At 63.1% G+C, this 24,089-nt stretch carries 25 protein-coding genes; 15 read left to right on the forward strand and 10 right to left on the reverse strand.

Features of this window, described 5'->3' with window-relative positions; genetic code table 11:
• Nucleotides 1–23 precede the first annotated feature (23 nt).
• On the reverse strand, nucleotides 24–641 hold the full coding sequence (locus IHE39_RS06110; protein WP_343070061.1) for a DUF6596 domain-containing protein: 618 nt from the start codon (nucleotides 639–641) through the stop codon (nucleotides 24–26).
• A gap of 12 nt (nucleotides 642–653) precedes the next feature.
• Between IHE39_RS06110 and IHE39_RS06115 the strand changes: the two genes are divergently transcribed.
• Nucleotides 654–944 (forward strand): methyltransferase, encoded by a 291-nt coding sequence (locus tag IHE39_RS06115; protein WP_192565828.1) that lies wholly within the window; start codon nucleotides 654–656, stop codon nucleotides 942–944.
• 24 nt (nucleotides 945–968) lie between these two features.
• Here IHE39_RS06115 and IHE39_RS06120 read toward each other — a convergent pair whose 3' ends face one another.
• A complete protein-coding gene (locus tag IHE39_RS06120) occupies nucleotides 969–2,297 on the reverse strand; it encodes a DNA polymerase IV (protein ID WP_184769166.1) in 1,329 nt (442 codons plus the stop codon).
• A gap of 67 nt (nucleotides 2,298–2,364) precedes the next feature.
• Here IHE39_RS06120 and IHE39_RS06125 point away from each other — a divergent pair, with 67 nt between their 5' ends.
• A complete protein-coding gene (locus IHE39_RS06125) occupies nucleotides 2,365–2,940 on the forward strand; it encodes a GNAT family N-acetyltransferase (RefSeq protein ID WP_192565829.1) in 576 nt (191 codons plus the stop codon).
• Between the two features lie 16 nt (nucleotides 2,941–2,956).
• Here IHE39_RS06125 and IHE39_RS06130 read toward each other — a convergent pair whose 3' ends face one another.
• Nucleotides 2,957–3,502, reverse strand: coding sequence for a DUF924 family protein (locus tag IHE39_RS06130; RefSeq protein ID WP_184769168.1), 546 nt, complete (start codon nucleotides 3,500–3,502; stop codon nucleotides 2,957–2,959).
• 2 nt (nucleotides 3,503–3,504) lie between these two features.
• Nucleotides 3,505–5,367 (reverse strand): monovalent cation:proton antiporter-2 (CPA2) family protein, encoded by a 1,863-nt coding sequence (locus tag IHE39_RS06135; protein ID WP_192565830.1) that lies wholly within the window; start codon nucleotides 5,365–5,367, stop codon nucleotides 3,505–3,507.
• Nucleotides 5,368–5,632: 265 nt separating this feature from the next.
• On the opposite strand from IHE39_RS06135, the gene IHE39_RS06140 reads away from it, so the two are divergent.
• Nucleotides 5,633–5,899: a hypothetical protein gene (locus tag IHE39_RS06140; protein WP_184769170.1), complete on the forward strand. Its 267-nt coding sequence runs from the start codon at nucleotides 5,633–5,635 to the stop codon at nucleotides 5,897–5,899.
• Nucleotides 5,900–5,965: 66 nt separating this feature from the next.
• Here the strand turns inward: IHE39_RS06140 and IHE39_RS06145 are convergent, their stop codons facing one another.
• The 4 genes from IHE39_RS06145 to IHE39_RS06160 all read right to left on the reverse strand — a co-directional run bounded on the left by IHE39_RS06145 (nucleotide 5,966) and on the right by IHE39_RS06160 (nucleotide 9,715).
• On the reverse strand, nucleotides 5,966–6,478 hold the full coding sequence (locus IHE39_RS06145; RefSeq protein WP_246470689.1) for a hypothetical protein: 513 nt from the start codon (nucleotides 6,476–6,478) through the stop codon (nucleotides 5,966–5,968).
• Nucleotides 6,479–6,592: 114 nt separating this feature from the next.
• Entirely contained in the window at nucleotides 6,593–7,675 is a 1,083-nt protein-coding gene (locus tag IHE39_RS06150) for a YcjF family protein (protein WP_192565831.1), read from the reverse strand.
• Complete coding sequence (locus tag IHE39_RS06155; RefSeq protein WP_192565832.1) at nucleotides 7,672–9,144, reverse strand: YcjX family GTP-binding protein; 1,473 nt, start codon at nucleotides 9,142–9,144, stop codon at nucleotides 7,672–7,674. Before IHE39_RS06155 ends, IHE39_RS06150 begins: the two co-directional genes overlap by 4 nt.
• Nucleotides 9,145–9,211: 67 nt before the next feature.
• Complete coding sequence (locus tag IHE39_RS06160) at nucleotides 9,212–9,715, reverse strand: SixA phosphatase family protein (RefSeq protein ID WP_184769174.1); 504 nt, start codon at nucleotides 9,713–9,715, stop codon at nucleotides 9,212–9,214.
• A 243-nt stretch (nucleotides 9,716–9,958) separates the two neighbouring features.
• Here IHE39_RS06160 and dksA point away from each other — a divergent pair, with 243 nt between their 5' ends.
• The gene (dksA, locus tag IHE39_RS06165; protein ID WP_067961780.1) at nucleotides 9,959–10,375 is read left to right on the forward strand and encodes an RNA polymerase-binding protein DksA; all 417 of its coding nucleotides are present in this window, start codon (nucleotides 9,959–9,961) and stop codon (nucleotides 10,373–10,375) included.
• A gap of 76 nt (nucleotides 10,376–10,451) precedes the next feature.
• Here dksA and IHE39_RS06170 read toward each other — a convergent pair whose 3' ends face one another.
• Nucleotides 10,452–11,186 carry a flagellar biosynthetic protein FliO gene (locus tag IHE39_RS06170; RefSeq protein WP_192565833.1) on the reverse strand — a complete coding sequence of 245 codons (735 nt, stop codon included), beginning with the start codon at nucleotides 11,184–11,186 and terminating at the stop codon, nucleotides 10,452–10,454.
• A gap of 209 nt (nucleotides 11,187–11,395) precedes the next feature.
• Here IHE39_RS06170 and cckA point away from each other — a divergent pair, with 209 nt between their 5' ends.
• From cckA to IHE39_RS06195, 5 genes are all read left to right on the forward strand, one after another.
• On the forward strand, nucleotides 11,396–13,993 hold the full coding sequence (gene cckA / locus IHE39_RS06175; RefSeq protein ID WP_184769176.1) for a cell cycle histidine kinase CckA: 2,598 nt from the start codon (nucleotides 11,396–11,398) through the stop codon (nucleotides 13,991–13,993).
• Between the two features lie 94 nt (nucleotides 13,994–14,087).
• A complete protein-coding gene (gene deoD / locus IHE39_RS06180; RefSeq protein ID WP_192565834.1) occupies nucleotides 14,088–14,825 on the forward strand; it encodes a purine-nucleoside phosphorylase in 738 nt (245 codons plus the stop codon).
• A 187-nt stretch (nucleotides 14,826–15,012) separates the two neighbouring features.
• Nucleotides 15,013–15,189 carry a hypothetical protein gene (locus tag IHE39_RS06185; RefSeq protein WP_184774253.1) on the forward strand — a complete coding sequence of 59 codons (177 nt, stop codon included), beginning with the start codon at nucleotides 15,013–15,015 and terminating at the stop codon, nucleotides 15,187–15,189.
• Nucleotides 15,190–15,523: 334 nt separating this feature from the next.
• A complete protein-coding gene (locus tag IHE39_RS06190) occupies nucleotides 15,524–16,882 on the forward strand; it encodes a DEAD/DEAH box helicase (RefSeq protein ID WP_192565835.1) in 1,359 nt (452 codons plus the stop codon).
• A gap of 105 nt (nucleotides 16,883–16,987) precedes the next feature.
• Complete coding sequence (locus IHE39_RS06195) at nucleotides 16,988–18,223, forward strand: MFS transporter (protein WP_192565836.1); 1,236 nt, start codon at nucleotides 16,988–16,990, stop codon at nucleotides 18,221–18,223.
• Here the strand turns inward: IHE39_RS06195 and IHE39_RS06200 are convergent.
• Nucleotides 18,196–19,017 (reverse strand): SDR family NAD(P)-dependent oxidoreductase, encoded by an 822-nt coding sequence (locus IHE39_RS06200; RefSeq protein WP_192565837.1) that lies wholly within the window; start codon nucleotides 19,015–19,017, stop codon nucleotides 18,196–18,198. The two genes, IHE39_RS06195 and IHE39_RS06200, sit on opposite strands and share 28 nt — an antisense overlap.
• A gap of 194 nt (nucleotides 19,018–19,211) precedes the next feature.
• On the opposite strand from IHE39_RS06200, the gene IHE39_RS06205 reads away from it, so the two are divergent.
• The 6 genes from IHE39_RS06205 to dapB all read left to right on the forward strand — a co-directional run bounded on the left by IHE39_RS06205 (nucleotide 19,212) and on the right by dapB (nucleotide 24,011).
• Nucleotides 19,212–20,243 carry a cysteine synthase A gene (locus IHE39_RS06205; RefSeq protein ID WP_192565838.1) on the forward strand — a complete coding sequence of 344 codons (1,032 nt, stop codon included), beginning with the start codon at nucleotides 19,212–19,214 and terminating at the stop codon, nucleotides 20,241–20,243.
• Entirely contained in the window at nucleotides 20,243–20,986 is a 744-nt protein-coding gene (locus IHE39_RS06210; protein WP_192566065.1) for an alanyl-tRNA editing protein, read from the forward strand. Before IHE39_RS06205 ends, IHE39_RS06210 begins: the two co-directional genes overlap by 1 nt.
• Before the next feature lie 16 nt (nucleotides 20,987–21,002).
• Complete coding sequence (gene sseA / locus IHE39_RS06215; RefSeq protein WP_192565839.1) at nucleotides 21,003–21,854, forward strand: 3-mercaptopyruvate sulfurtransferase; 852 nt, start codon at nucleotides 21,003–21,005, stop codon at nucleotides 21,852–21,854.
• A gap of 2 nt (nucleotides 21,855–21,856) precedes the next feature.
• The gene (locus tag IHE39_RS06220) at nucleotides 21,857–22,420 is read left to right on the forward strand and encodes a GNAT family N-acetyltransferase (protein ID WP_192565840.1); all 564 of its coding nucleotides are present in this window, start codon (nucleotides 21,857–21,859) and stop codon (nucleotides 22,418–22,420) included.
• A gap of 110 nt (nucleotides 22,421–22,530) precedes the next feature.
• The gene (locus tag IHE39_RS06225) at nucleotides 22,531–23,088 is read left to right on the forward strand and encodes an OmpA family protein (RefSeq protein ID WP_184774267.1); all 558 of its coding nucleotides are present in this window, start codon (nucleotides 22,531–22,533) and stop codon (nucleotides 23,086–23,088) included.
• A gap of 101 nt (nucleotides 23,089–23,189) precedes the next feature.
• Complete coding sequence (dapB, locus tag IHE39_RS06230; protein WP_184774270.1) at nucleotides 23,190–24,011, forward strand: 4-hydroxy-tetrahydrodipicolinate reductase; 822 nt, start codon at nucleotides 23,190–23,192, stop codon at nucleotides 24,009–24,011.
• The last annotated feature ends 78 nt before the right edge of the window (nucleotides 24,012–24,089 follow it).

Here is a 24,089-nt window from a genome sequence, read left to right on the forward strand (position 1 = left end):
TGGCGGATTTTCGTCGGCGTCGGTCACTTCTTCTTGCCCGCCAGCTCAATACGGCAGGCCTGCGCCCGCTCCACGAGCATTGTACGCTCCCGCTCGTTCTGGGTAAGCGCCGCTGCCCGTTCGAACTCGCTAAGTGCCTCCCCGAAGCGGCCGAGCTTCATCAGCAGGTCGGCGCGTACGCTTGGCAGCAGGTGATAGTTGCGTAACGCCGGTTCGTGCGCGAGCTGGTCGTCGAGCTCCAGCCCGGCCGCTGGACCGAAGGCCATCGACAGCGCCATGGCGCGATTCAGTTCGATCACGGGTGAGGGTGCAAGCGCTGCAAGCGCAGCATACAGAGCCGCTATGCGTGGCCAGTCGGTGTCTTCGGCCGTGTGAGCCCGGGCGTGGCAAGCAGCTATTGCAGCCTGAAGCGTGTACGGGCCTCGTTGTGGCAGGGCTTCGGCCTTGGCCAGTGCTGCAAGGCCACGATTGATCAGCAGATGATCCCAGCGGGACCTGAACTGGTCGAGCAGCAGGATCGGCCGGCAGTCAGCATCAGTGCGGGCCGGCAATCGCGATGCCTGGATCTCCATCAGCGCGACCAGGCCGTGGACTTCGGCGTCTTCGGGTGCAAGCGCCGCCAGCATGCGCCCTAGCCGCATCGCGCGCATCTCATGAAGTGGATACTGCACGACTGGGACGACGAGCGCTCGATCGCGGTGCTGAAAAGCTGTCGCCGGGCGGTCCGGCAAGGCGGAACGCTGGTCGTGCTGGAAGCCGTTCTGGCGCCGCCCAATGAAGGCGCAGGCGCCAAGTTCGCCGACCTCAACATGCTGGCGGTACCTGGCAGGCAGGAAAGGACCAAGGAAGAATTCGCGAGGCTGTTCGCCGCGTCGGGCTTCCGGCTAACCAATGTGATCGAGGCCGGGCCGCGCATCAGTATCATCGAGGGTGAGCCGGCCTGATCACCGGGCGTGGCTCATTGCAGCCTAGTCGTCCAGCGGTTCCGGCGGGTGGGCGTTGCGGCCCTTGCCGAAGGTGTAGCCGGTCTCGACGGCGTTCTTGCCAAATTTGCCGCGCAGCACGTCGATGGCGCCTTCGGCCAGTGCGCGCTTGCGCGACTGGACGTCGACGAGGTCGGGCGGGTCGGCGCGCTCGTCGTCGGACAGGTCGCTGACGCCGATGCCGAGCAGGCGGTACTTGGTGCCGTCGGTTTCCTTCGACAGCAACTGCATGCCGGTCTGGAAGATGCGGTCGGCCAGGCGTGTCGGATCAGCAAGCTGGCGGTTACGCGTCTTGATCTTGAAGTCCTGGGTCTTGAGTTTCAACACCACCGTCCGCCCGGCGATGCCTGCCTTCTTCAACCGTGCCGAGACCTTTTCCGACAGGGCCCGCAATACCGGCACGAGTTCTGCCGATGAGGCGAGGTCGCTGTCGAAGGTGGTTTCCGCCGACACGCTCTTGGCTTCCTGGTCGGGCGAGACCTGGCGGTCGTCCTGGCCGCGCGACAGGTGATAGAGCCGGCTGCCCATCGTGCCGTAGCGCCGCATCAGGTCGCCGCGGTCCATGCGCTGCAACTGGCCGATGCTGCGGATGCCGTCGCTCTCCAGCGTCGCGGCAAAGGCCTTGCCGACGCCCCAGATCATTGTCACCGGCTGCTGTGCCAGGAAACCGACCGCCTCTGCCTCGCCGATGACGGAAAAGCCGCGCGGCTTGCGGAAGTCGGAGGCGACCTTGGCGAGGAACTTGCAATAGGACAGCCCGGCGGAAACGGTGATTCCGATCTCTTTTTCGACAGTGGCTGCGAAGCGGGCGAGTACTAGTGCGGGCGGCAGACCGTGCAATCGCTCGGTGCCGTCGAGATCGAGAAATGCCTCGTCGATCGACAGCGGCTCGACCAGTGGCGTCAGCGCCTGCATCATCGAGCGCACCGCGCGGCCGACGCGGACATATTTTTCCATGTCAGGGCTGATCACCACCGCCTCGGGGCAGGCTTCCAGCGCCTTGAACATCGGCATAGCCGAGCGCACGCCGTGGATACGCGCGATGTAGCAACAGGTCGAGACCACTCCGCGTTTGCCACCACCGATGATGACCGGCTTGTCCTTCAGCTCGGGATTGTCGCGCTTTTCGACCGCCGCATAAAAGGCATCGCAGTCGACATGGGCGAGATGCAATTTATAGAGCTCGGGATGGCGCAGCAGGCGAGGGCTGCCGCAGGCATGGCAGCGCGGTCCCGACCCACGCTGAAGGGCAAGGCAGTCGCGGCAAAAACCGTGGCTGGGATCGTTGACAGGCATTGCCTTCGCTGCGAACATAAAGAGAACAAGCGCGATTTTAGGTCAGCTGCCCCGTCGGGACAAGGCTGCGCCACGGAGCCATGCCATGACTGATGCCATTTCGCCGCTGACGCCGGATTTGTGGCCGCATTTCGAGGATTTGTTCGGCAAGCAAGGCGCCTGCTACGGCTGCTGGTGCACATATTTCAGGCTGCCGCCGGCAACAAGGCGGGACAGCAACCGCGAGAGCAACAAGGATCACATCAAGGCGCGAATCGCGGCCGGCCCGCCGCCGGGCCTGCTGGCCTTCGCAGATGGCCAGGCGGTCGGCTGGATGCAGATCGGCCCGCGCGCCGACGTGCCGGAGTTCAACAATGCGGGCAGGGGCTCGGCACCGCTTGAGCTGGGCGACGCCATTGATCCTGCCGTCTGGGCGATTTCGTGCTTCTTCATCCGCGGCAAGGCCCGCGGCCATGGCCTGACGCACCGGCTTGTCGATGCGGGGATCGCGTTCGCGCGTCAGTCAGGTGCCCGCATGCTCGAAGCCTGCCCGATCGACCAATCGAACGGCAAGAACACGGTCAGCCTGTTCGTCGGCTCGACGCGGGTGTTCGAAGAGGCAGGGTTTGCGCGCGTCATCGAGCGCAAACCGGGCCGGCCGCTGATGCGCCTCGAGCTTTGAGACCTGAGACGGCCGGCTAGCCGGAAAAACCACCAGCTTCCAGGAACGCCACTTCCTGCTCGGTCGATTCGCGGCCGAGAATGAAGTTGCGGTGCGGGAAGCGGCCGAAACGGGCGACGATGTCGCGATGGCCGATGGCATGCTTGAGGTAGTCGCCGCCAAGTGCGGTCGAGCGTTCGAGCGGTATGTCGTGATCGGCCAGCGTCTCCGAATGCGAGAACGGCAGGTAGAAAAAGACCCTGATCGCGCCTTCCGTGGCCATGTCGTGGCCGTTGGCCACTGCTTGCCGCGCGAAATGGCGGGCAAGCGGATCGGTAGCATACATGTGGCCGCTGCCGCGGAAGCAATTGCGCGGAAACTGGTCGAGCAGGATCATCAGCGCCAGCGCGCCTTCGGCATCATCGGCCCAGGCGTCGCACTTGCGCTTGGCTGCGGCCATGTGCAGGTCGCCGAAGCGGCCCCGGAAGCTGTCGTCGAACATCTCGTCCTTGCGGAACCAGCTTTCCGGGCCGGCCTCGCGCCAGAAGGCGACAACTTCGGACGCACGCTGCCTGTCCACCATGATCAGTTCCTTTCGATTTGTTCCGCGGGAGTGGCCTTTTTGGCGATCACGTCAGCCGCTTCTTCGTTGAGAGCCTTGGCAGTGCGGCGCGGGGGCGTCAGCGGCGTCGGCGCTGGATTGGGAACATTGCCCTGAAGATAGTCGCGGCCGGACTGGATATCACCCGCGAACTGCATTTCGAGGCGCGCGGCATCACGACGGCGGACTTCCTCGATGACCTCGACGACGTCGTCGGGATCCTCGCCCAGCTTTTCCAGGGTCGAGCCACCGAATAGCAGCGCCGATTCGAACGTCTCGCGCAGTTGGTAGTCGACGCCGGCGCGGATGAGTTGGATCGCGGTGCCGCGGTCATAGGCACGCGCCAGCACCTGCACCAGCGGGAACTCGGCCCGCATGTGCTCGGCGATGCGCACGGCGACGTCCGCCTTGTCGACGCAGATCAGCACGGCGCGCGCGCGCCCCGCACCCGCCGCGTGCAGGATGTCGAGACGGGTGCCGTCGCCATAATAGATCTTGAAGCCGAAATCGGCGGCGGCCTGGATCATCTCGACGTCGTTGTCGATGATCGACACGTCGATGCCGCGCAGCAATAAAGGCTGGCTGGCGATCTGTCCGAACCGCCCGAAGCCGATGACCAGCACGCTGCCGCTGAGTTCGGCTGCGACATCAACGTCTTCGAGCGACTGCTCGACCTGGGGGGTGAAGCGGCGCAGAACCATGATCGCTAAGGGCGTCAGCACCATCGAGATGATGATGATGGCTGTCAGGATCGCGTTGGCCTCGCCGTCGATGATGCCGACAGCCAGGGCCGAGGAGTAAAGCACGAAGGCGAATTCGCCGCCTTGCGCCATGATTACGGCACGCTCCAGCGCCTCGCGATGCCCCGCCTTCAGGAAGCGGGCAACCGCATAGATGCCGAGGCCCTTCATCAGCATATAGACGACGACGTAGAAGGCGATCATCTGCCAGTTGGCCAGGACCACCGTCAGGTCGAGTGACATGCCGACGGCGATGAAGAACATGCCGAGCAGGATACCGCGGAAGGGCTCGACGTCGGCTTCGAGTTGATGGCGGAAGGTCGATTCGGACAGCAGCACGCCGGCGAGGAATGCGCCCATCGCCATGGAGAGGCCGCCGAGTTGCATGGCGAGGGCCGCCCCAAGGACGACAAGCAGCGCTGCTGCGGTCATGACCTCGCGGGCGCGCGAATCGGCAAGGACGCGGAACAAAGGATTGAGCAAATAGCGGCCGGCGATCACCAGTCCGGTGATCGACGCGATGCCGATACCGATGTCGGTCAGCCGTCCGGCCCAGCCGGTACCGGCATCGTTGGCCGCAACCGGGGCCAGGAAAGCCACCAAAGCCAGCAAAGGCACAATGGCAAGGTCTTCGAGCAGCAGGATAGAAACCATGCGCTGGCCCTTGGGCGTCGACATTTCGCCACGCTCGTCGAGCAACTGCATGACGATTGCCGTCGAAGTCAGCACGAAGCCTGCGCCTGCGACGAAGGATTGCGACACCAGGAAGCCTCCGGCCAGTCCGATCATCGTCAACAGCAGCGCGCAGACGCCGACCTGGAGTGCGCCAAGGCCGAAGATTTCGCGCCGCAGCCCCCACAGCCGCGACGGCTGCATCTCAAGGCCGATGATGAACAGAAACATCACCACGCCAAGTTCGGCGACATGCAGGATGGTTTCCGATTCCGAGAAGATGCCGATGCCGAACGGGCCGATGATCACGCCCGCGCTGAGATAGCCAAGGATGGAACCAAGACCGAGGCGCTTGAAGATGGGCACTGCAACGACGCCTGCAGCGAGCAGCGCGACCACCGGAACCAGATCGACACCCGCTGTCTCTGCTGCCATGCGCCTTGTCGATCCTTGCTTGCGCGGCGGACGGCCGCTTGGTGGGAAAGTGCCAAGATAGGTGCTTCGAGCGCTGCCGAACAGCCCGGCCGGCCTTTCGAATTATCTTGCCACAACATTGTCGTCGAATAGGGGTGCCCTGGCGCTGGCCTCACAACCTGCCATTGCGTGCGACATGGCTTGCCGCTAAGCGGGCGTGGTTTCGACCACGCGTGAGGTTGAACAGCCGCCGGCGTTTTCTGCCGGCTACGAGGAGAAGACTGACATGAGAAATATTCTGTTTGCTGTGCTTGGCGTTGCCGCACTTGGTCTCTCGGCCTGCTCGAAGGCGCCGGAATGCACCGCCGAAGTTCTGACCAAGAAGGGCCAGGAAGTAGCGACCGCGCTTCAGGAAGCCATCACCAAGGATCCGGCCAAGGCTGCCGAGCTGTCTGCCAAGGTGCAGGAAGTTGCCTCGAAGTACACCGGAGCGACGACTTCTGAAGAGGCCTGCAAGGCTTATGACGACCTGCTGACCGCCATCAAGGGCTGATTCGTCAGGCTGAAACGAAAAGGGCGGCACCATCGGTGCCGCCCTTTTCTTTGCCGTGATGAAGAATCAGTTCTTCGCGATGGCCCCGACCGCCGTGCCATCGACACGCGACAGCTTCATGCCGATGACCGGCACCAACTGCTTGTCGACTCGGACCGAGACGGTGACGTGCATCAAATTGTCGTCGGGCATGCGCGCCTGCATGACGCCGTTGAGCTGGTTACGGTTGAGCGACAAAATGACTTTGCGGCCGTCGACGACGCTGCCGGAGATGATGTCGAGGCCCTTGCCTTCGGAGCCGTCCAGGAACTTGCCGCGATAGCCGCTGCGTCCCTTCTGCTCGATGGTGGCCGACATCTTCTGGGTGAACACCCCGACGCGGCAGCCGCCGTCGAGCGACATGCCGACCTTGCCGTCAGGCGTCGAGCCGGTGAAATTGCAGGTGAACTTGGTGCCCTTGTATTTTCCGGCGACGATCTCGCCCGGGCCGACCCATTCGCCTTCGACTGTCTTGAAGAACTTCTTGTCGCGCTCGGGTGCCTTGACCGTGTCGGCTTGCGCGACGGAAGGCAGCGCCATGGCCACAGCAGGCAGGACAGCGGACAACAACAAGCGCTTCATGGGCACACCCGACAGCAAGAAACTGGAACGATTAGCTGTGAGGACCATGACCAAGAATGGTTAATGCTTCGTCTATTTGGCCTTTTCGGTACCCTTGTCTTTGGTCGCGAAGGTGGTGAGTGCGGCCAGGAAATCGCCCATGCCGGGACGCTTGACTGCGGCGAAGGGCAGGGGCCGGGCCGTCTCCATCGCGGCGATGCCGATGCGGGCCGTCATCATGCCGTTGACCACGCCTTCGCCGAGCTTGGCCGACACCTTGGCGGCAAGGCCGTGGCCGACAAGCTGCTGAACGAAGCTGTCACCAACGGCAATCGAGCCGGTGACGGCGAGATGGGCAAGGGCCGAGCGGGCGAGGCGGAAAAAGCCGAGCGTTCCAGGTCTGCCGCCGTAGAGTTCGGATAGGCGCCTGATCAGGCGGCCGGCTTCGAACACGACATAGGCGATGTCGACGAGTGCACGCGGGCTGACCGCCGTCACCAGCGACACACGCTTGGCGGCGTCCAGGATCAGGATCTTGGCCTGCGCGTCGAGCGGCGCCAGGATTTCGGCTTCGGCGAGCCGCACAAGGTCGGCGCCATCGATGACTTCGCCGCGCAGGTCTCCAAGCGCCCGCCGGCCCGCGGCCGTCTCAGGCTTCGACGCCAGCAGATTCGACAGTTCGTCGACGACATTGCGGGCAGTACCCGGATCGTTGCGCACTATGGCATCAGTGGCCCGGTTGCGCAGGCGCTCGACCGAAGCCAGCCTGAACACCGCGAGAAGTTCGCGCGTCAGGATGACGACAAGCGCTGATGCCGCGATGCCGGCAGCGCCCACTGCCAGCCAGCCGAGCCAATCGGCGCGCGAGAACAGATCGCGGATCAGCTTGTCGGTCCAGAGCCCGATACCGAGCGAGATCAGGATGCCGAACGCGGTGAGGAAGATCGCGCCGATGCGTGATTTGCGCGTGGGTGCGGTTGCCGGCGGTGGTTCGGCGGCGGCGATGTCGGCCTCGTCGAAGACGTCGAACTCGGCAGGCGTGACGATCACCGCATCGGTTGCCAGCGCGCGCGGTTTGCGCGGAGCCGCCGCCGACGGCGTGCGGGGCGCGGTGATCTCTTCCATTGCCGGTTCCGGTTCGATGCGAAAGGCAGCGGGTCTTCTGGGAGCGCTCATGCGAGATGGTCTCCGATGAGGAATTGCAGCGCTCGGTCGAGCCGGATATGCGGCAGCGACAGCGTCACGCCTTCGGCCGTGCGCTCCAGCCTGGGCGGACGGAAACGCACGAAGCGGATCGTCGGATCGTTCGCATCCTGGCGGTGATTGGTGCCAAAGTCCTGAAAAACGACATCCGCCTTGTCTGGTAAGTCACCGGGAAATATCGCGGTTTCGCTGTTGCCGTCGAAACGTTCCTTGCCGATGGTCTCGCCTTCGATCGGCGTTCCGATGATGACGGGCAGCGTCTCACGACCTTGCTTGACGGTGCCTTCGCGGGTGGCGCGGACAGCGGCAAGCGCCAGCACGTCGACTTCGGCGCCGGAGAGATTGGCCCGCGCAACGGCACGGTCGGTCAGCCGCCGCACGATCGACTGCAGCCGGTCGTGGCTCTCGTGATGCAGATGGTCGGCCTTGGTTGCCGCGACCAGGATGCGGTCGATGCGGCGCGAGAACAGGTCGGTCAGGAGATTGCCGCGACCGGGGCGGAAGCAGGCGAGGATTTCGGTTACCGCGCGTTCGAGGTCGGCAATGGCGCCGGGGCCGGCGTTGAGCGCCTGCATCGCATCGATCAGCACGATCTGCCGGTCGAGCCGCGCGATATGCTCGCGGAAGAACGGCTTCACCACATGCGTCTTATAGGCCTCGTAGCGCCGCTCCATCATCGCATGCAGCGAACCAGGCCGGGCGCGCTGGCTGAGGCCGGGAAGCGGCGCGAATGTCAACGCCGGCGAGCCCTCGAGGTCGCCGGGCATCAGGAAACGCCCTGGCGGCAGCGTCGACAAGGCCCTCTCATCGTCCTTGCAGGCCTTGAGATAGGCCGCAAAACTCTCGAAAAGCCGCCGCGCCGTCATCTCGTCGGCATCCGCTTGAGGCTTCACGGTGACTGCAAGTTCACGCCATGCCTCGGACAGGTCGGCGCGAACCGGCAGTTGCGCGAGTTCAAAAGCCTCCCTGGAGAAGTCGTCGTAGCTCTTTGTCAGCAGCGGCAGGTCGAGCAGCCATTCGCCAGGGTAGTCGACGAGGTCGACCGACATTTTTCCCGCTGAAAACATGCGGTTCCAGCCCGAAGCCGACTCGAATTCTATGGTCAACCGGAGTTCCGAGATGGCGCGGGTGGAATCTGGCCAGATGCGCTGGTCGACGAGGGCGGCGACATGATCCTCGTATTGGAAGCGCGGTACGGCATCATCGGGCTGTTCTTCGAGAAATGCGCGCGAAATGCGCCCGGATTTCTGCGCTTCGAACAGTGGCAGCCGGCCACCATGGATCAGATTGTGAACGAAGGACGTGATGAAAACGGTTTTGCCGGCGCGCGATAGCCCGGTCACTCCCAACCGCAGTGAAGGCGAGAAAAGCCCCGTGGCACGGCCGGAGAACGTGTCGAGCGCAATGCGCGCCTCGTCGGTGAAGGTGGTCAGAGACGCCAATCGTCGATCCCCATGCGGTCGCACCCGATATAGGTGCCGTCACAGGGATTTGAAATGGCGGTCGATTTCAAAGATCGGCCGGCGTGAGAAACGCTTCGAGATAGCCGTGGCCAAGTTCGGCGCCTGAAAGCTCGCCTTCGAAGCGGATGACAGCCAGACCCGAGGTCGGGAAGCCGGTCTGCAGCGTATGCAGCGCCGTCTGGTCGCCGTCGCCCGAAACTGCCATGGCGAGGTCTTCCATCATCGGATTGTGGCCGATGACAAGGATCGAGCCATGCCGGCCGTTCTCGCGGATCTTGTCGAAATAGCCGGCGGCGTCGGCACTGTAGAGATCGTCGGTAAAGACAACCCGTCCGGTATCGGCATGGCCAGCCAGGCCTTCAAGCGTTTCGCGGGCGCGCCGGGCATTGGAGCAGAGCGTGAGTTCCGGCACGTAACCATTGGCGCGCATCGCCGCCCCGGTCGCTTCGGCGTCCGCGATGCCGGTGGCGTCGAGCGGGCGGTCGAAGTCCCTGACACCGGGCAGTGCCCAGCCGGCCTTGGCGTGTCGGAGAAGGTAGAGCTTGCCCAAATGTTGCTCCTGGAAGCCCGATCTCGCGACGAGCCTGCGCCAACTGTCGTCTCAGGATGTAGCCAAGCGCCGGGCGCCTTGCAACCGGACGATGCCGTTGCGCGTTCCTTAGGCGGAGAGTTGCGCTCTTGCCACGGACGAATCACGACGTTGTGGGTGGCGCAAACTTTTCGATGAATACGCTTGTGTGGGGCTTGGCCCGCGAATATATAGGCGCCAAAACGGGGTTGTCGGGTGAGTCGAATGAACGATACCGTTACTCTTGGCTACGTGCCCTCCGATGAGGAGCCGTTCATGAACGAGCGGCAAAAGTCTTACTTCAGAGCTAAGTTGGTTGCCTGGAAGAACGACATCCTCCGCGAAGCTCGCGAAACCCTCGAAATACTTCAGCAGGAAAACGCCAACCATCCGGATCTTGCCGACCGCGCATCATCCGAGACGGACCGTGCCATTGAACTCAGGGCACGTGACCGTCAACGCAAGTTGATCTCCAAGATCGACTCGGCCCTGCAGAGGATTGACGAGGGTACCTACGGCTATTGCGAGGAGACCGGCGAGCCGATTTCGCTGAAGCGACTGGACGCGCGTCCGATCGCTACGCTGTCGATCGAGGCTCAGGAGCGTCACGAGCGCCGCGAAAAAGTCTATCGCGACGACTGATCGCGGAATACGGAAGCAATGAAAAAGGCGGCTCAGGCCGCCTTTTTCTTGTCCGAAGCTTGGGCCGCAGGCGTCGTTACCGCTTGTGGCTGGTCAGTTCGCCGAGCAGCTTTGCCATTTCGTCATCGAGCGATGGGTCGGCGACCTTGGCCGATTTGGCCTGCGGTCTATCATCGAGCGAAACTTCGAGCTCCTTCATCAACGTGTCGTCGATAAGGTCGCGAGGCGATGGTGCCGCGGCGGGGGCGGGCACAGGCCGCGCCGGGGTGGCGTAGGTTGGCGCGACATAGGTCTTGGTATCCGGGCTGGTCGCGACCAACGGCGCCGAAGCGACAGGCATCTTGGGCGGCGCCGGGCGCGGCTGGATAAGCGGGGGCGTTGGCTGCGGCTGCCTGGCAGGCGCTTGCGTTGTCGGGCGAGGAGCAGGCTGCGGTGCTGCCGTGGCCTGGGGCCGAGGCGCCTGGGGAGCTTGCTGTGTCCCTTCAGTGCCGGTCAGTGCCGGGCGACGTGGAGCGGTCATGCGGATGTCCGTCTCGACCACCACGTCGGTCGGTCCGCCGATCAGCAGCAGATGCTCGATGTCGTCGCGCCGCACCAGTACAAGCCGCCTTTGGCTGTCGATGGCGGTCGCGTCCATGACGGCGAGGCGGGTCTTCCTGTTCCTGCCGCCGGCAACGAAGGTGCCGAAGGTCAGGCTGCGGACCAGCTTGACGATGACAAGTACGATGACCAGCAGCACAAGGGCGGCAAAGGTCCACAGCACCGCTGCCGTGTATCCAGGTCCTGCTACGCTATCCAGCCATTCGAACATGTCTTACCCCCGTGCCGCGCCCGGGGCGACACTAACTCTTAGCTGTCGCGCACGGCAAGTTGCCATTCACCCATTGCAGATACGATTGAAGCTAAGCGCATGATCTTGCCCCGGGCTTGCACCGCCTTTTTGTGGCTAGGCCTTTTCCCGGTAAGGAGAATGTGATTCAACCGCTCCGGTACGAGGGAGCCGGAGAGACTCGCAGGGGCATGGCCAAGGAAACGCGCAACGACTTCTATCCGGTTCCGATCGTCGATCAGGCAGCGCGCCCCGATGCCATCACCCGGCTGATCATCTTCATCGTCGTGCTGACCGGCGCGGCGATTGTCTTCGGCATCTTCCGCGAGCGGCTTGGCGACCCGTTCTTGATGGGCATGCTCGGCGTGCTGGCCATGGTCGGCGTTGGCTATCTCTTCGCGACCGCCATCGGCTTCGTCCAGATCGCGCCACGCTCGCCTGCCGACGGGCTTTCCAAGGCTTTTGTCGACTCGATGTCGCAAGGTCTCGTCCTGACCGACGCCAAAGGCCGCGTCGTCTATGCCAACCGCGCCTATGCGGACATGACCGGAGCGACGACGGCGTCGGACCTGAAGACGGTCGAGGGCCTGTTGTCGGATGTGCCCGAAGCATCGGCGACGATCTCGCAACTGGCATCCGGCCTGCGCGATGGCGAGGCCAACGATGGTGAGTTCCGCCTTGCGCAATCCATTCGCCCGGGTGCCGCGCCCGGTGCCCGCTGGTACCGCGTGCGGGCCCGCGCCTTCAATGTGCCGAGCCAGCGCCAGCCGCTGAATGCCTGGCAACTCGCCGACATTTCGCCTGAAAGGGCAGAGCAGGAGCGTTTTTTCCTCGATCTGCAGCAGGCCATCGATCACCTTGACCATGCTCCGGCCGGTTTCTTCTCGGCCGATCAGGATGGCCGCATCACCTACGTCAACGCAACCTTGGCCGAATGGCTCGGCATCGACCTGGCAAGCTTCACGCCGGGTGCTATAACGCTTGACGAGGTCGTCGCCGGCGACGGCATGGCGCTTGTTCGCTCGGTCAAGGCCGACCCAGGAACGACGCGCAACGCCGTCATCGATCTCGACCTTGCGACCATCGCAGGCGAGGCCCTGCCGGTGCGCTTCATGCACCGTGTCTCGGCAAGCCGCGAAGGCGTCAACGGGCCGACGCGCACCATCGTGCTCAACCGCACCCAGGGCGAGGATTCGTCGGCGCAGTTGCGTGCATCGGAGGTGCGCTTCACGCGCTTCTTCAATTCGACACCGATGGCGATCGCCGGCGTCGACCACAATGGCCGTATCCTGCGCACCAACGCGCCGTTCCTGTCGCTGTTTTCGTCAGTCGTCGACCGGGATGCCGTCGACCGCAAGGTCCGTCTCGACACGGTCATCCACGACCGAGATCGCGCTGCATTCGCGGCAGCGCTCGAAAAGGCGCATCAGCGCCAGGCCGACATCGCCCCGATCGACACCGTGATGCCCGACAACGAGGAGCGCCATATGCGCTTCTACGTCAATGCGGTGGCCGATGGTTCGGATGCTGAGGGCGCCGAAGAGGCAGCGATCGTCTATGCGGTCGAGACCACCGAGCAGAAGGCGCTCGAAAACCAGATGGCGCAGAGCCAGAAGATGCAGGCGGTGGGGCAACTCGCCGGTGGCATCGCGCACGACTTCAACAACGTTTTGACCGCCATTATCATGGCATCGGACCTGTTGCTGACCAATCACCGTCCGTCGGATCCGTCTTTCCCTGATATCATGAATATCAAGCAGAACGCCAATCGTGCAGCCTCGCTGGTGCGGCAGCTGCTGGCGTTCTCGCGCAAGCAGACGCTGCGTCCGGAGGTGCTGAGCCTCACCGACGTGCTCGCCGATCTGCGCACGCTTGTGGCTCGCCTCGTCGGCAACAGCATCAAGCTCAAGATAGATCATGGCCGCGACCTCTGGCCGGTCCGTGCTGACATCGGTCAGTTTGAGCAGGTGGTGGTCAATCTCGCTGTCAATGCGCGCGATGCGATGCCTGACGGCGGCGACCTGATGATCCGGACCAAGAACGTGCCGCTCGAAGAGTGCAAGGCCTATGGCTATCGCGAACTGGTGCCGACCGACTATGTCGTCGTCGAAGTCGAGGACACAGGCAGCGGTATCGCGCCTGAAGTGCTGAAGAAGATCTTCGAGCCGTTCTTCACCACCAAGGAAGTCGGCAAGGGCACTGGCCTGGGCCTGTCGATGGTCTACGGCATCATCAAACAGACCGGCGGCTTCATCTATTGCGACTCTGAAGTCGGCAAGGGAACCGTTTTCCGCATCTTCCTGCCGCGCCACGTTGCCAAGGCTGTGCCGGTGGAAGAGGCGAAGTCCGGCGCTGAGGCGGCTGCTGTTGCCGCCAAGCAGTCGGAAGCAGCACAAAACAACGTTGCCAAGGACCTTTCCGGTTCGGCGACTGTGCTCTTGGTCGAGGACGAGGATGCCGTACGCATGGGCGGGGTGAGGGCGCTGACCTCGCGTGGCTACACCGTGCACGAAGCGTCGTCAGGCGTCGAGGCGCTCGAGATATTCGATGAGCTCAAGGGCCAGATCGACATCGTCGTTTCAGATGTGGTGATGCCTGAAATGGATGGGCCGACGCTGCTTGGCGAACTGCGCCAGCGCCAGCCCGATATCAAGTTCGTCTTCGTTTCAGGTTATGCCGAAGACGCCTTTGCCAAGAACCTGCCTGCAGATGCCCAGTTCGGCTTCCTGCCCAAGCCGTTCTCGCTCAAGCAACTGGCGACGGTTGTCAAAGAGGTGCTCGAGAGCTAGTCGCTACGTATTCAGTTCTGCCCTAACGTCTATTAGCTTTCCCGTATGTGGCGATCATGCCATCATGCTGGGCAAGCGTCGTCGGGGATGACAGATGCAGACAACGCCACATAACGAAGCGAAACCAGGCGACTACGCCGAAACCGTTCTATTGCCGGGCGATCCCCAGCGTACCGAATGGATCGCCGCTACCTTCCTGCAGGACGTCCGCTGCGTGAACCGGGTGCGTGGCGCGCTCGCTTACACAGGCCGCTATCTAGGCAACCCGATCAGCCTGCACACCACCGGGATAGGTGCGCCATCGCTCGCCATCTACGCCCATGAATTGCTCGAGACATATGGCGCAAGGACACTGATCCGCGTCGGCACTTGCGGCGGCCTGGCTGAGCACGTCAGGCTGCGCAGTCTGGTCATTTCGCAATCGTCGAGCAGCGACAGCGCCATCAATCGCCAGCTTTTCGGTGTCTACGACTACGCGCCGAGCGCCGACTTCGAACTGCTGTGTCGCGCCGCGCGTCGGGCTGCGGAAATGGGCCTTGTCCACCATGTCGGGCAGACGGCGTCGAGCGACGTGTTCTATCACCCCGATGTCCTTGGCCGTTTTGCCGGGGTGCGTGCCCATGGCGCGTTGGCCGTCGATATGGAAACCAACGCGCTGTACACGGTCGCTGCTCGTTTTGGCGCCAGGGCCTTGTCGATCTGCACGGTGGTCGACAGCCTGGTCAACCACGAGGATACGGATTCAACAGAGCGCCAGGAACTGTTCACCGACATGGTTCGCCTTGCCCTCGACGTCGCGACCTCGGCAGAGGCCGGCTCGCGGCTGCGGTAGCGCACCTGCGTGGCTATGCTAACCTGATGGCGGCCTTGTGAGTCGGCCGCCTTGCCCGCGTTATCCCAATTGAAGACGGAGCTGCCGCTCGCGCCGGCAAGTTCCGCGCAAGCTGCGATCCATACCTCTGATTGCGTGTTCTGGTCTGTGTTCGTTGCGTCTGGGCAATCGACTAGGGAACAGCCAGTTGGAACAGTTTGTCGAGGAAAGCATGAAGAGGCGTCTGACCGAACCGGTCGACATACTCACCGCAGTCAGCATCTTGAAATCGCACGGTTATTGGGGGGACGATCTGATCATCGCGATCACCAGGATATTCTACGTAGACCTGGATACTTTCAACGAAGTGGTCGGCACTGCCTGAAGCCGCTTGACACCGGCATTTCTATCCTCTGATGTTGCAATGCAGCATGGGAGGCTTGCTATTTGTTGCCAAATCATCCATATGCGGCGTCATAGGCGCTTGAGCCGGGCTTACGGCTTTCTCCTCAGAGAGACTGGTTGCGTCTGTTTTCACCCTTTCCGGTAACGGAAGGCGGCGAAATAGACCCGCGGCATGAGGCCAGCGGGCACGACAGCGCAGCCGAGCGGACGGTCGTCCGCCGCCTTGTCGTTTCACGAGAGATTCAGGCCGGCAGGTTGCGCCCTGCCGCCATTGTTGTTTGTGGCGGATAACCGTTGCACGAAAGAAGAAGATATTGACGAATGAAATCAATGCGGAGCTGAACGGCTTCGCCAAACTCGGCATTACCGGCGCGCTGCTCAAGGCCACCCAGATGGCCGGATTCAACGAGCCCAAGCCGATCCAGATCGAGTCGATCCCGGCTCAGCTGGCCGGCCGCGACATCCTCGGCATCGCCCAGACCGGTTCCGGCAAGACCGCGGCGTTCTCGCTGCCGATCCTGTCCAAGATCATGGCGCTCGGCACCAAGCGCCGGCCCAAGACGGCACGTGCGCTGATCCTGGCGCCGACGCGTGAACTCGCCGTGCAGATCGAAGATACCATCAAGATCCTCGCCAAGGGCGCGCATGTCTCGACCGCGCTGGTTCTCGGCGGCGTGTCGCGTTTCTCGCAGGTCAAGAAGATCGCTCCGGGCGTCGACGTGCTGATTGCTACGCCGGGCCGCCTGACCGATCTCGTCCGCGAAGGCGACCTCGTGCTGGCCGATACCGAATGGCTTGTCCTCGACGAGGCCGACCGCATGCTCGACATGGGCTTCATCAACGACGTCAAGCGCATCGCCAAGGCGACCTCTCGCAACCGTCAGACCGCGCTGTTTTCGGCAACCATGCCGGCTGAGATCGCTGAGCTGGCGCAGGGCCTGCTCAAGGATCCGATTCGCGTCGAGGTTGCGCCGCAGAGCACGACCGCAGCTGAAATCCGCCAGAGCATAATCCTTGCCCGCACCAAGCAGAAGCGCCAGATCCTGGCGAAGATGCTGGCCGACGAAGCCATGACCTCGGTCCTGGTCTTCGCCCGCACCAAGCATGGCGCCGACCGTGTCGTGAAGGATCTGGATCGCGACGGCTTCCCTGCCGCCGTCATCCACGGCAACAAGTCGCAGAACGCGCGCCAGGCCGCGCTCAACGGCTTCCGTGCCGGCAAAGTCCGTATCCTCGTCGCTACCGATATCGCGGCACGCGGCATCGACGTTCCTGGTATCAGCCACGTCGTGAACTTCGATCTGCCCGATGAGGCGGAAAGCTACGTTCACCGCATCGGCCGTACCGGCCGCAACGGCGCCAACGGCGTCGCGGTCACGCTGGTCGATCCTTCGGAAAACTCCAAGCTGCGGCAGGTTGAGCGCATCATCCGCATGAAGCTGACGATCGACGCCGACCACCTTGGTGAACCCGATCCGGCACGTCCGGCTGGCGAACCGCGCGGTTTCGTGGCGGCCAACGATCGTGGTGAGCGCGAGGAGCGCCGTCCCAACGGTCAGCGTCCGCGTGGCAACAATGGCGGCAAGCCAAAGGGCGATCGTCCGCATAGCAATGCACCCAAGGGCGGCAAGCGTCGCTTTGGCGCACGCAAGCCGAATACGCGCGCAGCGTAATCTGTGCAGCAGATCGGGCCGGCTTGGTCCATTTGCTGACATGGCATGAATAGGTTAGGGCGGTCGGGGCGGTGCTTCGGCCGCCCTTTCGTTTGAGGGGACGGCATGGCCGGAATAGCGACGCTCGCAATCGCTTATGTGCTGTCGCAGTTCTATCGCTCGTTCATGGCCGTACTGACCCCGGCACTCACCGCCGAACTCGGCGCCACCAAGGCGCAATTGTCCTTCGCCTCAGGCGCCTTCTTCATCAGCTTCGCCCTGGCGCAATTTGCCATTGGCGTTTCGCTCGATCGCTTTGGCCCGCGGCGCACCGCATCGACGCTGCTTCTGCTCGGCGGCGGGGGCGGGGCCTTCGTCTTCGCCTCGGCGACAGCGCCCTGGATGGTCACCGCGGCCATGGCGATGATCGGCATCGGTTGCGCGCCTGTGCTGATGTCGTCGCTGTTCATCTTCGCCCGTACATTTTCCATCGCCCGCTTTGCCGTGCTCGCCTCATGGATGGTCGCCTTCGGCACCGCCGGAAACGTCATTGGCGCGGCGCCGCTGGCGCAGGCGGCCGAGGCGTTCGGCTGGCGCCCGGTGATGGCTGGCCTGGGCGTCATCACTATTGCTGCGGCACTTGCCGTGCTTTTTGTGGTGCGCGATCCGAAATCACCGGAGGGCATGGAAAGCGGCAATGCAGGATTTGGCGGCTATCTCGAGCTGCTTCGCATGCGCGTCCTGTGGCCGATCATCCCGCTGACCGCGATCAACTATGCGCCGACGACAGGCATCAGAGGTCTCTGGTCAGGTCCCTATCTCGTTGAGGTCTACGGAGCCGACGCATTGCTGATCGGGCAGGTGACGTTCTTCATGGCGCTGGCCATGGTGGCGGGCGCCTTCGTCTATGGCCCGCTCGACACCATGTTTCGCACCCGGAAATGGGTGGCCGTCGTCGGCAACACCATTGGCCTCGCGGCGATTCTCTATCTCGCGCTGAATGTCGTCTTGGACATCACCACCGTCACGATCATCTTCGTCATCATCGGCGTATCAGGCGGCAGTTACGGCCTGCTGATGGCGCATGCGCGTGCATTTCTGCCGCCGCACCTGATCGGGCGTGGGGTGACGCTGATGAACTTCTTCTCCATCGGCGGCGTGGGTTTGATGCAGTTTGCCACAGGCGCCGTGGTTACGGCCAATGTGGTGCCGGGCCAGCCGATGGCAGCCTACTCGGCGCTGTTCTGGTTCTACGTGCTGATGCTGGGGGCAGCGATCATCATCTACCTCTGGGCGCGCGATGCAAAGCCCGAGACGACGGCAGATACCGGCAATCAGTCGAAGCTTGAGCGCCTGAGATAGATCATTGGCTCCGCCGTCCAGCGCGTGGCAACGCGCAGTGCCTTTTCTCTGAGCGGCCGCGGCAGCAGGAACAACAGCTTCATTGCCCAGGTCAGGCGACGCGGGAAGGTAACCTCGAAGCCGCTTTTGCGTATCGCCTTGCAGATACGCTCTGCGGCGGCTTCGACAGGCATCATCGCCGGCATGTAGTAGGCGCTTTTTTCGGTCAGCGGCGTGTCGATGAAGCCGGGGTTCATCACCTGGGTACGGATGTTCATCTTGTCGAAGTCGAACTTCAGCGCTTCGGCGATGATGTTGACCGCAGCCTTGGTGGCGCCATAGGCCGCCGTCGTCGGCCAGCCGAAATAGCAGCTGATCGAGCCCATGAACACGATATGTCCGCGACCGCGGTTGCGCATGCGTTCTGTCACCGGCACCAGGCCGTTGATGACGCCGAAGACATTGACGGCAAAACTCTGGCGGAAGGCCTCGATGCGCAGGTTTTCGCCTGTTACGGGCATGTAGGCGCCGGCATTGAAGATCGCGAGCACGATCGGGCCGGCCTGGGATTCGATGGCAGCGACGACGGCCGCCATGCCGACCTCGTCAGTCACGTCGCTCGGGAACGACAGTACCTTGCCAGCCATGCCACGGGTTTCTTCGATCAGCGTGTCGATCGGGTCATTTGGCCGGACAGTGACGGCAACGGTGTAGCCTTCGCTTGCCAGCAATCGGGCAACGCAACGTCCGATACCGGTGCTGCCGCCGGTAATCCACGCGACCCCGTGTTCCGGGTCGGCCCGGTATGTGCTCACTTAAAACCTCTGGGCAGTAGTTTCTCGCGTAGCTCTAGCGGGGTGGCATGCATATGGAAAGGCTGTTTTAGGGCGTGGTCTAGGACGAGAGCGCGCGCGTTGACGCGCAGATGCGACTGGTCCAGAGAATTTCATCCCTTGAAAGCGCGGGCTCACATTTCTAGGGTTCTCCGGCGAATTAGGAAGGAATCTTCATGCGCTCGGTGATCGATGCCATCGGCAATACGCCTCTCATCCGGCTCAAGCGGGCCTCGGAGGAAACCGGCTGCGAGATACTCGGCAAAGCCGAGTTCATGAACCCGGGGCAATCGGTCAAGGATCGCGCCGGTCTGTTCATCATCCGCGATGCCGAAAAGCGCGGGCTGCTGCGGCCCGGCGGGGTCATCGTCGAGGGCACGGCCGGCAACACCGGCATCGGCCTGACGGTTGTCGCCAAGGCGCTCGGCTACCGCACCGTGATCGTCATTCCCGACACGCAGAGCCAGGAGAAGAAAGACGCGCTTCGACTGCTTGGCGCCGAACTGATCGAGGTTCCGGCCGTTCCCTACAAAAACCCGAACAACTACGTGAAGGTTTCCGGTCGCCTGGCCGAGCAACTGGCGAAGTCCGAACCGAACGGTGCCATCTGGGCCAACCAGTTCGACAACGTTGCCAACCGCGAAGGCCATATCCGCACCACGGCCGCGGAAATCTGGCAGCAGACCGGAGGCAAGGTCGATGGCTTCGTCTCGGCGGTCGGCACCGGCGGAACGCTTGCCGGCGTGGCCATTGGATTGAAGGCGAAGAGCCCTGCGGTGAAGATCGCAATCGCCGATCCGCTGGGTGCTGCCCTCTACAGCTACTACACCTCAGGTGAATTGAAGGCCGAAGGCAGCTCGATCACCGAAGGTATCGGCCAAGGCCGCATCACCGCCAATCTGGAAGATTTCACCCCCGATTTTTCCTACCAGATCCCCGACGAGGAGGCGCTGCCGATCGTCTTCGGGCTGATCCAGGAAGAGGGCATCTGCGTCGGCGGCTCCACTGGCATCAACATCGCCGGCGCTATCCGGCTTGCGCGCCAGCTTGGCCCGGGCCATACGATCGTGACCGTGCTTGCCGATTTCGGCACGCGCTACCAGTCCAAGCTGTTCAATCCTGATTTCCTGCGCAGCAAGAGCCTGCCGGTACCCGACTGGATGGAGACCGAACCGAGCATTTCGGTGCCGTTCGAGCAGGTGGCATGATGGCATTTTCGACCGAGGCGGTGTTTCGCGAGGACTCCTATCTGCGCGAGACCGAGGCCAGCGTCGTGGGTATCAACGACCGCGGCGGCATTATCTTCGACCGGACCATTTTCTATGCCACGTCGGGCGGCCAGCCTGGCGACACCGGCATCTTGATCCGTGAAGACGGCAGCCGGATTGCGATTGCGGCCACGATAACCGGCGAGAGCAAGGACGAGATCATCCATGTGCCGGCGCCGGAGCAGGCAATTGCCGAGGTCGGCGAGCGGTTGAAGCTTGTGATCGACTGGCCACGGCGGCTTTTGTTGATGCGCATGCATGCGGCCTGCCATCTTCTGACGGTGGTTTGTCCGTACCCGATCACCGGAGCGTCAGTGAGCGAAGAGGATTCGCGCGTCGATTTCGACATTCCAGACACCGGCTTCAGCAAGGAAGATGTGACGGCCCAGCTGATGGAACTCGTCCGCGCCGACCATCCGATTTACACCAGATGGATCTCCGATGCCGAGCTGGCAGCCAATCCGACGCTGGTGAAGTCGAAAAACGTGCGCCCGCCATCCGGCACCGGTAAGATCAGGCTCGTCTGCATCGGCGACAATGCCTCGATCGACAGCCAGCCTTGTGGCGGGACCCACGTCGCCAGCACCGCCGAAATCGGCGAAATCCACATCGGCAAGATCGAAAAAAAGGGGCGCGAGAACCGCCGCTTCCGCATCCGCTTCGGCGCGATGCCCGCCAACTGAACCTGGAGAAATAGCCATGGGCGACAAGAGCGCTTTCGTCATCGACGCGGATTGGCTGGAAAAGCGGCTGGGTACGCCTGGTCTCTCGCTCGTCGATGCCTCCTGGTACATGCCGGCGCAGAATCGCGACCCGCGTGCGGAGCACGATGCCGCCCACATTCCCGGTGCGGTGTTCTTCGACCAGGATCTGATCGTCGACCCTGATTCAGCCTTGCCGCACACGCTGCCTTCGCCGTCGCTGTTTGCCCGTTTCGTCGGGTCGATGGGCATTTCGGCCGACGACACCATCGTCATCTATGACGGCCCGGGTTTCCAGACCGCACCGCGCGTCTGGTGGATGTTCCGCATCATGGGCGTGTTTCAGGTCTACATTCTCGACGGCGGCTTCGACCGCTGGAAGGCCGCCGGGCGCCCGGTGACCGCCGAGCCAACCAAGACCGCACCCGGTGTGTTCCACGTCGACTATGACGCCTCCAAAGTCGTTTCGCTCGCCGAGATGCGCAAGATCGTTGCATCAGGCAGCGCGCAGGTTGCCGACGCACGTTCTGCCGGGCGCTTCGAGGGCACCGATCCCGAGCCGCGTGCCGGCCTGCGTTCAGGCCACATGCCTGGCGCGCGCAGCGTGCCTTCGGTGACGCTGTCGGAGAATGGTGAGCTTCTGCCGCTCGACCGGCTGAAGGCAACGCTCGAGGCGTCAGGGCTCGATCTGTCAAAACCCATCGTCACCTCCTGCGGCTCGGGCGTCACCGCAGCTGTCATCACGCTCGCGCTGCAGTCGCTTGGCCATGGCGACGTCAGGCTCTACGACGGCTCCTGGACCGAATGGGGCGGGATGTCCGACACGCCTGTCGTGACGGGGAAAGCCTGAACATGGCCGTCGACCGCAGCGAAAACATCGAGGTGACGGTCACCTTTCTGGAAATGCACACCCCACCGGCCTACACGCCGCCGCTGCCGGTCAACCGTCAGATCGCGCTTCTCAGGACGCGCGAGATTCCGCTGCATTATTATCGCTATCTCGCCGACCGGGTCGGTCGCAAATGGCATTGGGTCAACAGTCTCAGGCTCAATGACGACGAACTGGCCGCAGGTCTGCACCGCGAGGATCGCGACATCAGGGTGCTCTATCTCGATGGCGCACCGGCGGGCTTCATGGACATCAAGCCGCATTTGCCCGACGAAGTCGAACTCGCCTATTTCGGCATGATGGAGCACGCAACGGGGCAGGGTATCGGCCGCTGGTTCCTGGGCGCGGCTATCGCTGCCGCGTGGTCCTACAGGCCGCACAAGGTGACGGTGCAGACCTGCACGCTAGACCATCCGGCGGCACTGCCGCTGTACCAGAAGATGGGCTTTTCGCCGGTCGCGCAGAAGACCGAGACCGTGCGCACGATGACCTTCGCTGAGCGCTCGGCAAGCGTGATGCGGCCATGATGGCGCACAACCCCGGCTGAACCACCCGTTCATCGCTTCTTCAGGTTGGTTCTGGCATTTTCCACGCATCAGATCCGGCCTGACGGTCGAATTATGCAAGGAGAATGAAGATGTTGAACCGCCGTACGCTTGCTGCCGCGCTGATCGCCGTGCTTGCCGCGCCTTCTCTCGCTGCCGCGCAGGCGACGACGCCTTCGGCGTCGCAGATCGAGCGTCAGCTTCAGGCCGCGCCGACGACCAAACTCAAGCCCAACCAGCGCGTCACCGTCCGCGAATTCAAGCGCCGGCCCGACCTGCGCCGGATGGCGCCGTCGATCGACATCCAGTCGATCAACTTCGCCTTCGGTTCGGCCGAGGTGCCCTATTCGCAGTATGGCAAGGTCGAAAACATCGCCAACGCCCTTGACCGCATCCTGCGCCGCGATCCCGATGCGCGTGTGCTGATTGAAGGTCATACCGATGCGGTCGGCTCGTTCGGGTCGAACCAGGCGCTGTCCGAGCGCCGCGCCGCTTCGCTGAAGCAGACCCTGGTGCGCGAGTTCGGCATCCCGCGTTATGCCCTGGAAACCGTAGGTTACGGCGAAGAGTTCCTGTTGGTGCCGACCCAGAACGAGAACTGGCGCAACCGTCGCGTCACGCTGCGCCGCTACGACGCCTTCATCCGCTAACCCCAAGCGCAAAACGAATTCCAGAAGCCCGGCTTGCGAGAGCCGGGCTTTATTTGCGTTCCTCCATGTAGTATACAGTATACCGAATGGGAGAATGAAAAATGACGATCAGAGTGGTGATGGCCGGCGCCACCGGCTGGGTTGGCAAGGCACTCATCCCCGCCATATTGGCGCAAGGCGACATGCAACTGGTCGGCGCGGTCGCACGCAGGGCAGCAGGTCACGACATCGGTGTCGCCACGGGAGGCCAGCCAACCGGCCAGGCGATCAGTGGCAAGCTGTCCGAGGCACTGGCCGCACCCTGCGACGTTGTCGTCGACTACACCAAGCCGGTTGCGGTGAGGGACCACGCGATGCTCGCAATCTCGCGCGGCCGTCACGTCGTCATCGGTACCTCGGGCCTGCGGGCTGCCGACTATCGCGAGATCAATGCGGCCGCCCGCGCCAACGGGGTCGGCGTCGTTGCCGCCGGCAATTATTCGATCACCGCAACCTTGATGAAGAAGTTCGCGCTGATGGCGGCGCAGTACGTGCCCGACGTCGAGATCATCGATTATGCCAGCGCGAGGAAGCCGGATGCGCCTTCGGGCACAGCACTCGAGCTGGCCGAGACGCTGTCGGAGATTCGCGGCGCGCCGACGGCATTGCCGACCTCCGAAATCTTTGGCCACCCGGAAGCCCGCGGCGCGACGATGGGCGAGGGAACCGCGGTGCAGGTCCATTCCTTGCGCTTGCCGTCCTATCAACTGTCCTGCGAGGCGGTCTTTGGCCTGCCTGAAGAGCGCCTGACCATCCGCCACGATGCCGGCACTTCGGCCGTGCCTTATGTCGCCGGCACCCTGCTCGCCATTCGCCGGGTCCGTGAATTCACCGGCCTTGTCCGGGTGCTCGATGCGCTGATGGACGAAACGCTTTCTGTTTAAGGAAATGGGCGGTGTAGGAAATCGGGTGGCGCGCATCTGCGAACGCCATAGCTTGCGGGAGTCGATCAACGAGGATTG

The sequence above is a fragment of the Aminobacter carboxidus genome (assembly GCF_014863355.1).
Taxonomy (GTDB): Bacteria; Pseudomonadota; Alphaproteobacteria; order Rhizobiales; family Rhizobiaceae; genus Aminobacter; species Aminobacter carboxidus.

Bases quoted from the DNA above. Each gene is read 5' to 3' on its own strand.
- IHE39_RS06110 (WP_343070061.1), bottom strand. From the start codon at position 641: ATGCGGCTAGGGCGCATGCTGGCGGCGCTTGCACCCGAAGACGCCGAA.
- IHE39_RS06115 (WP_192565828.1), top strand. From the start codon at position 654: ATGAAGTGGATACTGCACGACTGGGACGACGAGCGCTCGATCGCGGTG.
- IHE39_RS06120 (WP_184769166.1), bottom strand. From the start codon at position 2,297: ATGTTCGCAGCGAAGGCAATGCCTGTCAACGATCCCAGCCACGGTTTT.
- IHE39_RS06125 (WP_192565829.1), top strand. From the start codon at position 2,365: ATGACTGATGCCATTTCGCCGCTGACGCCGGATTTGTGGCCGCATTTC.
- IHE39_RS06130 (WP_184769168.1), bottom strand. From the start codon at position 3,502: ATGGTGGACAGGCAGCGTGCGTCCGAAGTTGTCGCCTTCTGGCGCGAG.
- IHE39_RS06135 (WP_192565830.1), bottom strand. From the start codon at position 5,367: ATGGCAGCAGAGACAGCGGGTGTCGATCTGGTTCCGGTGGTCGCGCTG.
- IHE39_RS06140 (WP_184769170.1), top strand. From the start codon at position 5,633: ATGAGAAATATTCTGTTTGCTGTGCTTGGCGTTGCCGCACTTGGTCTC.
- IHE39_RS06145 (WP_246470689.1), bottom strand. From the start codon at position 6,478: ATGGCGCTGCCTTCCGTCGCGCAAGCCGACACGGTCAAGGCACCCGAG.
- IHE39_RS06150 (WP_192565831.1), bottom strand. From the start codon at position 7,675: ATGAGCGCTCCCAGAAGACCCGCTGCCTTTCGCATCGAACCGGAACCG.
- dksA (WP_067961780.1), top strand. From the start codon at position 9,959: ATGAACGATACCGTTACTCTTGGCTACGTGCCCTCCGATGAGGAGCCG.
- IHE39_RS06170 (WP_192565833.1), bottom strand. From the start codon at position 11,186: ATGTTCGAATGGCTGGATAGCGTAGCAGGACCTGGATACACGGCAGCG.
- cckA (WP_184769176.1), top strand. From the start codon at position 11,396: ATGGCCAAGGAAACGCGCAACGACTTCTATCCGGTTCCGATCGTCGAT.
- deoD (WP_192565834.1), top strand. From the start codon at position 14,088: ATGCAGACAACGCCACATAACGAAGCGAAACCAGGCGACTACGCCGAA.
- IHE39_RS06195 (WP_192565836.1), top strand. From the start codon at position 16,988: ATGGCCGGAATAGCGACGCTCGCAATCGCTTATGTGCTGTCGCAGTTC.
- IHE39_RS06205 (WP_192565838.1), top strand. From the start codon at position 19,212: ATGCGCTCGGTGATCGATGCCATCGGCAATACGCCTCTCATCCGGCTC.
- IHE39_RS06210 (WP_192566065.1), top strand. From the start codon at position 20,243: ATGGCATTTTCGACCGAGGCGGTGTTTCGCGAGGACTCCTATCTGCGC.
- sseA (WP_192565839.1), top strand. From the start codon at position 21,003: ATGGGCGACAAGAGCGCTTTCGTCATCGACGCGGATTGGCTGGAAAAG.
- IHE39_RS06220 (WP_192565840.1), top strand. From the start codon at position 21,857: ATGGCCGTCGACCGCAGCGAAAACATCGAGGTGACGGTCACCTTTCTG.
- IHE39_RS06225 (WP_184774267.1), top strand. From the start codon at position 22,531: ATGTTGAACCGCCGTACGCTTGCTGCCGCGCTGATCGCCGTGCTTGCC.
- dapB (WP_184774270.1), top strand. From the start codon at position 23,190: ATGACGATCAGAGTGGTGATGGCCGGCGCCACCGGCTGGGTTGGCAAG.